General features: G+C 49.6%; 11 protein-coding genes. 7 read left to right on the top strand and 4 right to left on the bottom strand.

The features are described from left to right. The first annotated feature begins 15 nt into the window (after positions 1 to 15). Positions 16 to 627, top strand: coding sequence for a dephospho-CoA kinase (gene coaE / locus J2Y43_RS03105; protein WP_309981307.1), 612 nt, complete (start codon positions 16 to 18; stop codon positions 625 to 627). Here the strand turns inward: coaE and J2Y43_RS03100 are convergent. Genes J2Y43_RS03100 through J2Y43_RS03085 form a run of 4 tightly spaced genes read right to left on the bottom strand, consistent with a single transcriptional unit; the run spans position 624 to position 3,986 of the window. Then, complete coding sequence (locus J2Y43_RS03100) at positions 624 to 2,438, bottom strand: DNA polymerase III subunit gamma/tau (RefSeq protein ID WP_309981308.1); 1,815 nt, start codon at positions 2,436 to 2,438, stop codon at positions 624 to 626. The genes coaE and J2Y43_RS03100 overlap by 4 nt on opposite strands. Before the next feature lie 38 nt (positions 2,439 to 2,476). Continuing rightward, entirely contained in the window at positions 2,477 to 3,337 is an 861-nt protein-coding gene (locus J2Y43_RS03095) for a glycoside hydrolase family 16 protein (RefSeq protein WP_309981309.1), read from the bottom strand. 17 nt (positions 3,338 to 3,354) lie between these two features. Continuing rightward, positions 3,355 to 3,543 carry a hypothetical protein gene (locus J2Y43_RS03090; RefSeq protein ID WP_309981310.1) on the bottom strand — a complete coding sequence of 63 codons (189 nt, stop codon included), beginning with the start codon at positions 3,541 to 3,543 and terminating at the stop codon, positions 3,355 to 3,357. Beyond that, entirely contained in the window at positions 3,504 to 3,986 is a 483-nt protein-coding gene (locus J2Y43_RS03085) for a DUF6934 family protein (protein WP_309981311.1), read from the bottom strand. Before J2Y43_RS03085 ends, J2Y43_RS03090 begins: the two co-directional genes overlap by 40 nt. Positions 3,987 to 4,136: 150 nt before the next feature. On the opposite strand from J2Y43_RS03085, the gene J2Y43_RS03080 reads away from it, so the two are divergent. The 6 genes from J2Y43_RS03080 to J2Y43_RS03055 all read left to right on the top strand — a co-directional run bounded on the left by J2Y43_RS03080 (position 4,137) and on the right by J2Y43_RS03055 (position 13,191). Continuing rightward, a complete protein-coding gene (locus J2Y43_RS03080; RefSeq protein WP_309981312.1) occupies positions 4,137 to 5,138 on the top strand; it encodes a GSCFA domain-containing protein in 1,002 nt (333 codons plus the stop codon). 60 nt (positions 5,139 to 5,198) lie between these two features. Further along, positions 5,199 to 6,305, top strand: coding sequence for an Mrp/NBP35 family ATP-binding protein (locus J2Y43_RS03075; RefSeq protein ID WP_309981313.1), 1,107 nt, complete (start codon positions 5,199 to 5,201; stop codon positions 6,303 to 6,305). A gap of 68 nt (positions 6,306 to 6,373) precedes the next feature. Continuing rightward, complete coding sequence (locus J2Y43_RS03070; RefSeq protein WP_223401226.1) at positions 6,374 to 6,631, top strand: NifU family protein; 258 nt, start codon at positions 6,374 to 6,376, stop codon at positions 6,629 to 6,631. 162 nt (positions 6,632 to 6,793) lie between these two features. Then, complete coding sequence (locus J2Y43_RS03065) at positions 6,794 to 8,494, top strand: D-alanine--D-alanine ligase (RefSeq protein ID WP_309981314.1); 1,701 nt, start codon at positions 6,794 to 6,796, stop codon at positions 8,492 to 8,494. Between the two features lie 191 nt (positions 8,495 to 8,685). Beyond that, positions 8,686 to 11,376 (top strand): MGH1-like glycoside hydrolase domain-containing protein, encoded by a 2,691-nt coding sequence (locus J2Y43_RS03060; protein ID WP_309981315.1) that lies wholly within the window; start codon positions 8,686 to 8,688, stop codon positions 11,374 to 11,376. A gap of 51 nt (positions 11,377 to 11,427) precedes the next feature. Continuing rightward, a complete protein-coding gene (locus J2Y43_RS03055; RefSeq protein ID WP_309981316.1) occupies positions 11,428 to 13,191 on the top strand; it encodes a phospho-sugar mutase in 1,764 nt (587 codons plus the stop codon). Positions 13,192 to 13,238: the final 47 nt, after the last annotated feature.

The raw sequence follows: 13,238 nt of genomic DNA, 5'->3' as shown, positions 1-13,238 counted from the left end.
TTGACCGATAACCACATGGATCTTCCGCTTCTGATAGGTGTTACTGGGGGTATCGGTTCGGGTAAAAGCATGGTTTGCAGGCTGTTTGAATGCCTGGACATTCCTATTTATTATGCTGATAGTCGTGCCAAATGGCTTACTAACAACGATCCGGAAATCCGTGCGAAGGTAGTGGCACTGCTTGGGCAAGAGGCTTATGATAACGACGGAGTGTACAATACCCGGTTTGTCGCGTCCTGTGTTTTCAAAAATGAGCCATTACTCAAAGAGCTCAATGCGATTATCCATCCTGTCGTACTTCGTGATACCAAAGCGTGGGTCACTCGAAATGCGGGAGCTTCGTATCTAGTGAAGGAGGCCGCCATTATGGCTAAGGCTGGACAGGCCAATGCGGTGGATGCGGTGGTTGTGGTGGAAGCGCCGGTCGAGTTACGTGTTCAAAGGATATTGCAGAGGGATCAGCGCCCAGAGCAGGAAATCAGGGCGATTATCGAACGGCAGGTTTCCGATGAATCGCGGCGCGAGATAGCCGATTATATTGTGAATAATGACGATGCTTCCGAGCTGATCCCGCAAGTACTGCATTTGCACGAACTTTTCTTGAAAAGGAAACCCTCCGAACGTTAGAAATCCACATCCAGCCCCAGTGCTTGCTTCAATTCGAGCAAATAGGGGTTTTTTTCTGCTAAAAAGTTGAATTTCTCGGCAGGCGTGTAAGGCAGTCTGTTTACCTCTTGTGGTGCAACTCGGGGATTAATGTCCAGCTTCGGTGCATCCATCCGTGCTTTCAGGAAGCCCAGCAACTCATACCGCATATTCATTACGGCATCCTGTTGGTGATCGTTATCCAGCGCGATTTCGATCGTGGTACCATTCAGCTGAATTTCACGGTTCAATGTGATTTGCTCGGTCGTTGAATTGCCGGCTTGCAGGCGTTTCTGGGAGAATTCGTACCAGAACCGTTGCAGATTGGCCAATGTCAGTTCTTCCCTTTTTGCACCATTTGGAACAGCAGCATAATCTACCGAAGGCTCGGCATTGCTTTGCTTGGTAGTTTGCTGTGCCGGTGGAGTAAGTGATTGCGTCAGCGAAACGGTGCTTTTAAGCCGTGAAGGTGCAGCTTGCTGGGGTGCCGACTGCTGCGGAGTTGCTTGCTGCGGTGCAGCTACCGGTTGTATGGGTGCATTCGCGTAAGCGCTTCCGTTTGACTGGCCGTTAGGTGGCGCCGCAGGTTGAGGTGCTGCTGCTTGTGATGGGGCTGCCGGATTGTTCAGGGGTTGTTGATGCTCAACTTTTTTTTTTGCCGTTTCATCAACGGCAGCAAGAGATTGAAGTTGAAGAACCTGGGGCAAATTGGCGAGTTTCATGAGACATAGCTCCACATGCAACCGCTGGTTTTTCGCCGATTTGTAATTGATATCGCATTGCCCGGTGATGCTCAGCGCCGAAAGCAGAAAGCTGAGATCGGCCATCAGGGATTGTTCAAGGTATTTCCGCTCAGCTGATTCGGAAACTTGCAATAAGGTTACTGTCGCCGGATCTTTGCACACGAGCAGGTTCCGGAAGTGTTCGAGAAGGCCTATAACAAAAAGATGCCCATCGAATCCTTTCCTTAAAATCTCATCAAACAGCACCAGCGAGCGTGCAATACTGCCAGCCGTAAGCGCGTCTGTGATTTTAAAATAGTAATCGTAGTCGAGAATGTGCAGGTTTTCCAGCACCACCGCGTAGGTGAGGTGGTTGTTGGTGGAAAACGTCACGTTAAGGTCGAACATAGAAAGCGCATCCCGCAACCCCCCGTCGGCTTTCTGGCCGATCAGTTCCAAGGCCTCATGTTCGGCATTGATACCTTCCTTTTTTGCAATATCGGCGAGGTGGTGCGCGATATCTTTCGATTGAATGCGGTTAAAGTCGAATATCTGACAGCGCGAAAGAATCGTCGGCAGGATCTTGTGTTTCTCCGTCGTAGCAAGGATAAAAATGGCGTACGAAGGCGGTTCTTCCAATGTTTTCAGGAATGCGTTGAAGGCAGCCTGAGAAAGCATGTGGACCTCATCAATAATATAGATCTTGTACTTCCCTGTCTGAGGTGGGTAACGTACCTGGTCGATCAGGTTACGGATATCTTCCACAGAGTTGTTGGAAGCTGCGTCGAGCTCGTGGATATTAAAGGAAGCGTTGTTCTGGAAGCTCACACAAGACTCACATTCGCCACAGGCCTCCACATCGTCGCCCAGATTCTGGCAGTTGATGGTTTTGGCCAAAATACGCGCACAGGTCGTTTTCCCTACGCCGCGCGGACCGCAGAAAAGGAAAGCTTGCGCGAGGTGATTGGTGCGAATGGCATTCTTTAATGTGGTAGTGATGTGTGATTGACCCACCACCGAATCGAAGGTGACGGGACGATACTTCCTGGCCGAAACAACGAAATGATCCATGGTGCAAGATACTTCCGAGCACTGGATTTTCAAAGCCGTTACTTCGTTACGAGCGGGTACACGCGCACGTAATCGACCTCCATTTTTTGTGGGAAAATGCTGTCATCCACGCCCTTTTGCCCGCCCCAGTTACCACCGACGGCGATGTTTAAAATTAAATGAAAAGGCTTGTCGAACGGCCATTCAGGCCACTGGTAGGAGGCTTCTTTTTTGAATGTGAAATAGGCATTGCCGTCGACGAGGATCGTCACCGCTTCGGGCGTCCATTCGCAGGTGTACACGTGGAAGTCTTCCGAAAGTCCTTTCACAATGATATTGTTGCCCTTGTTGGTTTTAATGGCATGGTTGAATGCTTTCGTATGGATGTTTCCATGCAGCCGGTCCTGGTCAAAGCCCACATGCTCCATAATATCGATCTCGCCATTGTCCGGCCATCCTTTGTTGCCGTAACTATTCCCGCTGGCAAGCATCCAGATTGCCGGCCACGTCCCGCGCCCCTTCGGTAACTTCGCCCTGATCTCGAATTTGCCATACGTAAAGTCGCCCTTGCCCTTCGAAACCAGCCTGGCCGAGCTGTACTGCTGCTTACCCGACGGCTCCTTAATGGCCGTGATCACGAGGTTGCCATTCTCCACTTTGGCATTCTCGATTTTGTCGGTATAGTTTTCCAGCTCATTATTTCCCCATCCATGATCGCCGAGGTCGTAGGACCACTTAGCCGGGTTGGGCTTGCCGGGCGTGTCGAATTCGTCCTGCCAGGATGGGGTGGTGGCGAATTCGTATTGGGATGTCGCAGGTTGCGGTTTCTCTGAGGGCTGGGCGCAGCCAGCTGATGTGGAAATCGAGGTGATGAATGCCGCTAGTCTAAGTCGTCGAAACAATGTGATGGTTTCCTGCATGGTTATGAGTCAGCCTTTTATGCTTTTTCGGTATGTTTCGAACCATTTCCCGGCGTGGAAGTATCCGGATGGTTTTCGCGTTTCGGCAGGTTATTCAAGTCGACGTTTCTTACAGCCCTTGCGAGGTCCCTCACTTTTTCGTCAACTATTTTCTGCTGCTCCGGCGTCAATTTAAAGTCTCGTCGCTTATTGATAGCCTTGTCCATGGTTTTGATTTTTTGATAAGATAGTGGTCGTAATCTACATTTGATTCAAAGACAACCACAGCCAGACTGGCTGTGATGCCGTATATTTCATATTTCCCAGCTACGTTCGCTAGTTCACGTGTAATGGCAATTCTGTACAACCTGTGCCTGCGGGCGTCACTTCCACGAAAACCGACCGCGGAGTCGGGGAATTTGTTTAAGAAGTCGCACACTATTTGGAAAACAGTAGCGAGTACAAGAGGAAGATCGCCATTCCTACTTTCTATTTTATCACTCAATTCACCGCTTTCGAGGGGATAAAGTAACGCAACGTTGAATATATCGGTGTTACCAATCCGCACAAACGAAACAGTTTTTAGGATTGTTTTATTCTCGCTGACACTCTCAAATTTATAGATCAGCCCGTCAACGCCGATCTCAAATGGATAGCTCCTTTCATCCATACATTAAACGACTTATAGTGTGTTTGATATTCTCCCTCAAACATATAAAAATCCCCCATAACCCAAATTATAAATTGCTAAACCCCAGCATTTAGTGAAATTCTGTGGTTTTCATGCTTAATTTTGTAGCCCGCTTGTCGTTTTTATGTAATGAAGGAAATAAAGTTGAGTACGGAAGTTGCCCTGGATACCCCGGATTGGAAGATCGATCACCACACTAAAATACTGACCATCGGCTCCTGCTTTGCCGAGGTGCTTGGCAGTCAGTTGGGTGATTTCAAGTTCGATGTGCTCAATAATCCGATGGGTACGGTATTCAACCCGCTTACTGTTTGTAAGATCCTGGATAGCGCGGTAGAGGAGAAAAGACCAAATCCTGCATTGTTCCTGCAAAATCCCGACCAAATTTGGTTGCACCACGATTTTCATTCGTCGCAATGGGCCAGTGGCCAGGGGGCGTTAGATGCCCTGCTTTCGGATAAATTGGACGAGATCCGCGAATTTCTGAGCGAGGCCGATTTGCTGGTGATCACGTTGGGCACCGCCTATGCTTACCGTCACCGAAAGACAAATCTGATCGTGGGCAATTGCCATAAGGTACCCAGCGACCGTTTTATAAAAGAGCTCCTGCATTTCGATCAGATTTCGATCGCATTTGAGCAATTAATCCAAAAATTGATCCCCTATAATCGTAAACTGCGCATACTGCTCACGGTAAGCCCCGTGCGCCACACGCGCGACACGCTTTCACTTAATCAGGTGAGTAAATCGACGTTGCGCCTGGTAGCGCACCGCCTTTCAGAGAAGTATAAGCACGTAGAGTACTTCCCTTCGTATGAGATCATGATCGACGAATTGCGTGATTACCGTTTTTATAAGGAAGACATGATCCATCCGAGCAATATTGCGGAAGAATACGTTTTCAATGCATTTGCACAAAACTATATCGAGGCCGGCTCTTTGAAATTCATGACCGAATGGGCGTCCGTTCGGGATACGCTGGCCCACCGGCCGCAGCACGGGAACACGCCGGGGCACTTGAAAATGCTGAAATCGCTGTGGAGCAAGCTCAATGCGATCTCACGGAATGTGGATGTTTCCGCCGAAATGGAGGAAGTGGAGCGTAGGATCGGAGAATTTCCGGGAATGTAACAAACTCATTGGCGGCATTTCGTGTTGCATAATATCAAGTCAAAAGTACCAACCATAATAATGGGAGAATTTACAATCAATAAAGAAAAAGTATTGCAGGCATTGAGTACTGTGGAAGAGCCCGATCTGAAAAAGGATCTGGTGACGCTCGGTATGATCCAGGATATAGAAATAGGGGTGAACCAGGTGCGGTTTACGGTAGTGCTTACCACCCCGGCTTGCCCTCTCAAAGAACTGATCAGGAAGAATTGTGAGAATGCGATCCATGAGCATCTGAGCCCGGAAGTGGAGGTGATTATCAAACTCACGGCGAATGTAACGACAACACGGCATACTGGGCCCCTGATCCCCGGCGTGAAAAACGTGATCGCGATCTCATCCGGTAAAGGTGGAGTGGGGAAATCTACGGTGACGGCCAACCTCGCGATGGCATTGCACCGCTCAGGCGCGAAAGTGGGGATCATCGATGCGGATATTTCCGGGCCATCGATCCCGGTGATGTTCGGTGCGGAGAATATGCAGCCCACAATCACGCCCAAAGACGGAAAGAATTTTATCAACCCGATTCGCCAATATGGTATTAAAATGATGTCGATTGGCTTCCTTACGCCGCCGGATAGCGCGGTTGTTTGGAGAGGGCCGATGGCTAGCCAGGCATTGCGCCAGTTTTTCGGCGATACCGACTGGGGTGATCTGGATTACCTGTTGATCGACCTGCCTCCGGGCACCAGCGATATTCACCTTACGTTGGTACAAACTGTTCCCGTAACAGGCGCTGTGGTGGTAACTACCCCTCAGAAAGTGGCGCTTGCCGACGCTGTGAAAGGGTTGTCGATGTTCAAGCAGCCGCAGATTAACGTGCCTGTTTTAGGTGTGATTGAAAATATGGCCTGGTTTACGCCCGAAGAACTGCCTGACCACAAATACCATATCTTCGGCCAGGGGGGAGGGCAATCGCTGGCAGATAAGTTCGATGTGCCTTTGATTGGACAAATCCCATTGGTACAAGGCATTCGCGAAGCTGGTGACGATGGCCGTCCCGCGGTAATGGATACGAATCCGATCGTGAACGAGGCATTTATGGATGCCGCTGAGGCATTGGCGCAGCAGATTGCCATCCGCAATGCATCGCGTGAGAAAACCAAAGCTGTTGAAATCCAGGTTTAGCAGTTAGTAACTGAATGATTTGATTTTTTGGATATAATCTTGCATCTTAGCAGACAGACTTTTTAACAATGGATTCAAAAGAAAAAACCATAGAATTGATCGAGCAGGCGCTCGAAACCGTGCGTCCTTACCTGCATGCAGACGGAGGTGATGTGAAATTGGTGGAGCTGACGGACGACATGATTGTGAAGCTGGAACTGCAAGGCTCGTGCCAAAGCTGCCCGATGAGCGCAATGACTTTCCGTGCAGGCCTGGAAGAATCGATCCGCAAAGCGGTGCCTTACATTAATAAGGTTGTTTCCTCGAATGTGCCTGAGCTGGCATAACAGCGGAAAATTGATATCAAATATTGATCAAAAGCAGTTTCCTGAACGGGAAGCTGCTTTTTGCTTTTTAATCCGCGCGGTAAATAGGCAGAAATTGATTCCTCCCGATTAGTCGCTTATATTGCGGGCATCATTGGAATGCATTAATCAGGAATATCAAACATGCGTATCGGAATTTTTTTTGGAGGTCCTTCCCGTGAGCGGGAGATATCATTTGCAGGTGGTAAAACAGCATTTGAATACCTCGATAAGTCACTTTTTGAGCCGGTACCGGTTTTTGTGGACAGCTTTGGCAGGTTCATTCTGCTGCAAAAGGAATTGATGTATTCATCCGAGATCCGGGAGTTCTATCCTGCGCCGGGCATTCAAAAAGACGGTTTTAAAACTTACATCGAATCTTTTCCCGAACTGGCTGCGGCCGGTGTTTCTGCTGAAATCGGGAAACTGATTTCACCGCTGGAATTCAAGGAGCATTTCGATTTCGCGTTCCTGGCTATGCACGGCCCCGATTGCGAGGACGGTGCGATTCAGGGTTTGCTCGAATGGTATAAAATCCCGTACAGTGGCCCTGGCTTGATGGGGTCGGCTGTGGGAATTGATAAGATATTACAAAATGAGATGATTGCCCTCGTGAACGGGCAGGAGAAGAAGAGTTGGACGCTCAAATACAGCCAGTGGGTTCCGAAAGATTACCCATTACTTTTCCAGGTGTTGAAAAAGCATCTGGGGCTGCCACTGGTCATTAAGGCTCCCCATCAAGGCTCGTCGATCGGCGTGGCGATTGTGAAGGAGGATTCTCTGGAAGAATTTGTGTCGGCTGTAAACCAGTGTTTCTTCCAGATTGAGCTAGATACCGAGACGTGGAAGGAGCTGGATGAAGCCGAAAAACTGGCCTGGGGGCAAAAAATCGCCAACCTGGATGAAGGTATCGGTTTCCCGGTAATCCTGGACGGCAAGACGATCTATCACCCCACGACATTGATCAGCGAGCTGGAAATCTACTTCTCCGAAGGCAATGACCATGCATTACTGAGCAGTTCCAATGCAGAAGATCAGGTGTTGGTGGAAGAATTTGTGAATGGCCAGGAGTTCTCCTGTGGCTGTATACAGTTCGACGACGGTTCGCCGCTGGCATTGCCCCCGAGCGAGGTCATCAAAATGGTGAAGGTCTTTGATTTTAATGCAAAATATAAACCTGGTGCCAGCCGCAAGCGCATTCCTGTGGATACTACGCTCGAAAAGAACCAGGAAATCCAGCAGATGATCGCAGCGACGTTCCAGCAACTGGGTATCAACGCCTGCGTGCGGATCGACGGCTTCCTGACCGAAAACGGCACCATCCTGCTCCACGATCCGAACACGATCCCGGGAATGTCGCCTACTTCTTTCATTTTCAAGCAAATGGCGGAGATCGGCCTGAACGTAACCCAGGCATTGACCTACCTCGTGCGGCAGTCTCTGCGCGAGCGTATACGTACGGGCAAGCACACGTGGGCGCTCCGCGCATTGCTCGAAAAGCTCGATGAGCGCATCGCTGCTAACGTCGCTACTGAAAAACCTGTCGAACACATCGTTTTTGACGCCACGGACGAAGCCTACGTCGAGGCACGGCGCCGCTACGGCTTGTTAAATGCGGGTGGAAAGGTAGCCCCTGTGCCCGTATTGAAAGCCGCCGACGGCCAGTTCTATCAATTGCCCAATCCATTGATGTTCAAGGAATATGTATCGGATGTGGAAGACTTGCTGCACGCCGACCGACACCCGCTGCTCGTCGAAACCTCCCAAAAGGCGGCTGCGCTCACGCATTTTTTCGCCGGGGACGTTTCCTATGACATTATCCGAATAGACAACCCGGTTCTGTAATTGCAAGTATTCTCGGGTTACTTATTTTGGCTCATTATGAGTCGATTATCCGTTTTTTCGTAGCCGCAGATAACCAGTTGCCGGATTGTTAAATTTTTTCAATTTTCTTTCGGTTTCTGGTGTTTTTGAAAACCGGTTTTCTAAATTGGGTAATTATTGAAATTCATTCCTTTCGAAAAATTGACGGATTAATGGCACAAGGAGCTGAAAAAGTTAGGTTAAGTCTTCAAAAGGAAAACAGGGGATGGAAGAAATGGGGGCCTTACCTGTCGGAGCGCCAATGGGGCACGGTACGGGAGGATTATAGTGGAAATGGCGACGCCTGGAACTATATTACCCATGAAATGGCCCTTTCCAAAGCATATCGCTGGGGGGAAGACGGGATCGGTGGTTTTTCTGATAACAAGCAACATATATGTCTTTCGTTCGGGTTCTGGAACCATAAGGACAAAATACTGAAAGAGCGCATTTTTGGTCTGACCAACCGGGAATCGAATCACGGGGAGGATGTGAAGGAGATGTACTATTACCTCGATAGCACGCCTACGCATTCATACACCAAAATGCTCTACAAGTACCCGCAGCAGCCATTCCCCTACGACAAGCTGCGTCAGGAAAACGGCCGGCGCGGCAAACAGGATCCGGAATACGAGATCATGGACACAGGTGTGTTCGATAACGACGACTATTTCGATATCTTCATCGAGCACGCCAAGGCCGATGAAGAGGATATCCTGATGAAAGTGACGGTTTTCAACCGGGGTAAGGAAGAAGCGCCGATTACTGTGCTGCCGCAGATTATGTTCCGGAATACCTGGTCGTGGGGCTACGAGGCGTTCAACTACAAGCCGATCATGAACGGTATTTCTAACCGGCTCATCGAGGTAACGCACCGGAAACACGGGAAATATAACCTTTACCTCGATGGTGCGGATGAACTGCTCTTTTGCGAGAATGAGACGAACTTCAAAAAACTGTACGGCACGGCCAATAATACCGCTTATCCAAAGGACGGTATCAACGATTACATCGTAAGCGGCCAGAAATCGAATACAGTCAATCCGAATAATATAGGTACGAAAGCGGCTGCGCGTTTTACCAAAACCATCAAGGGCGGTGAAAGCGTCACTTTACGCCTGCGGTTTGTCAATCATTCCATTTCGGAGCCTTTTGGCGGTTTTGAAGATTTTTTCAACAAAAGAATCCGCGAGGCCGACGAGTTTTATGACGATTTGCAGCGCGACGTGACCGACGCCGACCTCCGCTCGATCCAGCGACAATCATACGCCGGAATGCTTTGGAGTAAGCAGTTCTACTACTATAATGTATATGAATGGCTTAAAGGCGACCCGGCACAGCCAGGGCCTAACCAGGGACGGAAGTGGGGCCGCAACTCGGGATGGAAGCATTTGTATGCGGCGAATATCATTTCGATGCCCGACAAATGGGAGTATCCGTGGTTTGCGGCCTGGGATCTGGCTTTCCATTGCGTGCCGCTCGCGAGGGTGGATGCCGATTTTGCCAAAAGACAACTTGAAATCCTCCTGCGCGAGTACTACATGCACCCGAACGGGCAGATACCCGCGTACGAGTGGAACTTCTCCGATGTGAACCCGCCGGTACACGGCTGGGCCACCTGGAAAGTATACGAAATCGACCGGGAGCAAAATAATGGAGTAGGGGATATTGAGTTTTTGGAAAAAATATTCCACAAGCTCCTGCTGAACTTTACCTGGTGGGTCAACCAGAAGGATGATACCGGCAACAACATATTCAGCGGAGGTTTCCTCGGTTTGGATAATATCGGTGTATTCGACCGCTCGACACCTATGCCGTTCGGCGGTAAGCTGCAACAGGCCGATGCAACCGGCTGGATGGCGATGTACACCTTGAATATGCTGCGCATTTCAGTCGAAGTGGCGCTGGTACATGGTGTTTACCAGGATATGGCCTCCAAGTTTTTCGAACACTTCCTGCACATCGCAGGTGCGATGGAGTCGATAGGGGGCAAAAACTCATCGATTAGCCTTTGGGACGAGGAGGATCAGTTCTATTACGACGTTATCCACATTCCGAATGGGCAAAGCATTCTGTTGAAAGTTCGGTCGATCGTGGGGTTGATACCGCTATTTGCGGTGGAAATCCTGGATCCGCAGAACCTGGACAAGCTGCCGATTTTCAAACGTCGGGTTGAATGGGTATTGGCCAACCGTCCAGATCTGGCGAGGCTGATTTCGCGCTGGTTTGAATCGGGTAAGGGTGAAAACAGATTGCTGTCGATCCTGCGCGGGCACCGGATGAAAATGATCATGAAACGGATGCTCGATGAGAGCGAGTTCCTGTCCGATTACGGTGTGCGCGCATTGTCCAAATACCACGAGGAGAACCCCTACAAGTTTTATATCAACGGGGAGGTATTGCAAGTCGATTACACGCCTGCGGAGGCTTTGACCGACATTATGGGCGGTAACTCCAACTGGCGCGGGCCGATCTGGTTCCCGCTTAATTACCTCATTTTCGACTCACTGATGAAATTCCACACCTATTATGGTGAGGATTTCATGATCGAATATCCGACGAATTCCGGTAACCTTACGACGATCAAAGACGCCGCATTGGCCATTGCCTGCCGGTTGATCGACATTTTCAAGAAGGATTCGGAAGGAAAGCGCGCGGTGTACGGTCATGATGAGAAAATGCAGAAGGACCCTAACTTTAACGATCACGTGCTGTTTTACGAATATTTCCACGGGGATAATGGTCGCGGATGCGGGGCGAGCCATCAAACCGGTTGGACGGGCCTGGTTGCAGAGTTGATCCACAAAACCGCGAAAGAGCGGTTCTCGGCGATTGAGAAAGAACCGATGGAAGTTAGTAAATAAGGACGGTACATACATTTTACAATTCTCTTAATTAATTCTATTTAACTGATTATGACTGCAAAATTGGAACCGAATGTGATGACCAAAGTGAGCAGCTGGCTCAACGGTGATTATGATATCGATACGAAACAATCCATTCAACAACTGATCGATGAAGGCAACGATACTGAACTGACGGATGCGTTTTACAAAGACCTCGAATTCGGAACTGGCGGATTGAGGGGCCTCATAGGCATTGGTTCCAACCGCATGAACCGCTATACGGTGGGTACGGCCACCCAGGGATTGGCTAATTACCTGAATAAGGCATTCCCGAACGAAGCGAAAAGCGTGGCAGTGGCTTATGACAGCCGTATCAAATCGGATGAGTTTGCAAAAATCATCGCGGATATTTTCTCGGCGAATGGTATTTCGGTTTACCTGTTCGAAGGCTTGCGCCCTACGCCTGAGCTCTCTTTTGCGATCCGCCTGCTGGGTTGTAAAAGCGGGGTAGTAGTAACGGCATCGCACAACCCGAAAGAATACAACGGCTACAAAGCCTACTGGACCGACGGTTCGCAGGTGGTGGCGCCGCACGATACCAACATTATCAATGAAGTAAATGCGATCACGTCGATCGACCAGGTGAAATTTGATGGCGATGCCTCGAAAATCACTAAAATCGGTACCGAGGTGGATGAAAAATATATCAATCACATCCTTTCGCTTTCGATTTCGAAAGGTGCATTAGAGCGCCAGAAGGACCTGAAAATAGTGTACACGCCATTGCACGGAACCGGTGTGACGCTGGTGCCGCAATTGCTGGCAAAAATGGGTTTCGAAGCAGTAACCATGATCGAAGAGCAGGCGGAGCCAAAAGGTAACGGCCAGTTCCCTACGGTGGTTTATCCTAATCCCGAGGAAAGCGAAGCAATGTCCAAAGCGGTAGAAAAAGCAAAGGAAATCGATGCGGACCTGGTAATGGGCACTGACCCCGATTCCGACCGCGTAGGTATCGCTGTGAAAAACCACCACGGGGAAATCCAGCTGCTGAATGGCAACCAGACGGCCAGTGTGCTGATTTATTATCTCCTGAATGCATGGAAAGATGCCGGCAAGCTTACCGGAACGCAGTTCGTGTGTAAAACGATCGTTACCACCGACCTGATCGACAAAATGGCGGCGGCTTACGATGTGAAATGCTATAACACGCTCACCGGTTTCAAATACATTGCGCAAGTAATCCGCGAGAAGGAAGGCCAGGAGCAGTTTATCGGTGGTGGCGAGGAGAGCTACGGCTACCTCATCGGCGACGCGGTACGTGACAAAGATGCCATTGCTTCCTGCGCGATGATCGCCGAGCTGACGGCCTACGCGAAAGACAAAGGGCTGAGCCTCTTCGATATGCTGATGGAAATCTACAAGCAGTTTGGTTTCTACTATGAGGGGTTGATCTCACTGACCAAAAAGGGCAAGTCGGGCGCTGACGAAATCCAGCAGATGATGGCCGATTTCCGTGCCAATCCTCCGAAAACCATCGCAGGATCGCCGGTTGTAAGAATGGACGACTACAAAGCGTTGACAACGACCGATTTCAAATCGGGCAATACGGTTGCCATTCCATCCGGAGAAATGGGTATCGAATCGTCGAATGTATTGCAGTTCTTCACCGAGGACGGTACGAAATTCACTTGCCGCCCATCCGGCACCGAACCGAAGATCAAGTTCTACGTAGGCGTGCGCGCTGCGTTGGAGAAGAACGAGGATTTCGATAGCGTTTACGCTTCGTTGAAAGAGAAAGTGAAGGCGATCGGCGAGGAGCTGAATTTGAAATAGGACCTTACAATAGGTTAATAAAATGCGAAGGCGGCTCATTTGGGCCG

Origin of the sequence: Dyadobacter sp. BE31 (assembly GCF_031457695.1) — a bacterium.
Classification (GTDB): Bacteria; Bacteroidota; Bacteroidia; order Cytophagales; family Spirosomataceae; genus Dyadobacter.
Note: the sequence above shows the minus strand (reverse complement) of the source record. Positions and strands in the feature narration are given on the sequence as shown.

Excerpts from the sequence above, each read along its gene's own strand:
- J2Y43_RS03085 (WP_309981311.1), bottom strand. The coding sequence starts at position 3,986 with ATGGATGAAAGGAGCTATCCATTTGAGATCGGCGTTGACGGGCTGATC.
- J2Y43_RS03060 (WP_309981315.1), top strand. The coding sequence starts at position 8,686 with ATGGCACAAGGAGCTGAAAAAGTTAGGTTAAGTCTTCAAAAGGAAAAC.
- J2Y43_RS03080 (WP_309981312.1), top strand. The coding sequence starts at position 4,137 with ATGAAGGAAATAAAGTTGAGTACGGAAGTTGCCCTGGATACCCCGGAT.
- J2Y43_RS03055 (WP_309981316.1), top strand. The coding sequence starts at position 11,428 with ATGACTGCAAAATTGGAACCGAATGTGATGACCAAAGTGAGCAGCTGG.
- J2Y43_RS03095 (WP_309981309.1), bottom strand. The coding sequence starts at position 3,337 with ATGCAGGAAACCATCACATTGTTTCGACGACTTAGACTAGCGGCATTC.
- J2Y43_RS03090 (WP_309981310.1), bottom strand. The coding sequence starts at position 3,543 with ATGGACAAGGCTATCAATAAGCGACGAGACTTTAAATTGACGCCGGAG.
- J2Y43_RS03075 (WP_309981313.1), top strand. The coding sequence starts at position 5,199 with ATGGGAGAATTTACAATCAATAAAGAAAAAGTATTGCAGGCATTGAGT.
- coaE (WP_309981307.1), top strand. The coding sequence starts at position 16 with ATGGATCTTCCGCTTCTGATAGGTGTTACTGGGGGTATCGGTTCGGGT.
- J2Y43_RS03070 (WP_223401226.1), top strand. The coding sequence starts at position 6,374 with ATGGATTCAAAAGAAAAAACCATAGAATTGATCGAGCAGGCGCTCGAA.
- J2Y43_RS03100 (WP_309981308.1), bottom strand. The coding sequence starts at position 2,438 with ATGGATCATTTCGTTGTTTCGGCCAGGAAGTATCGTCCCGTCACCTTC.
- J2Y43_RS03065 (WP_309981314.1), top strand. The coding sequence starts at position 6,794 with ATGCGTATCGGAATTTTTTTTGGAGGTCCTTCCCGTGAGCGGGAGATA.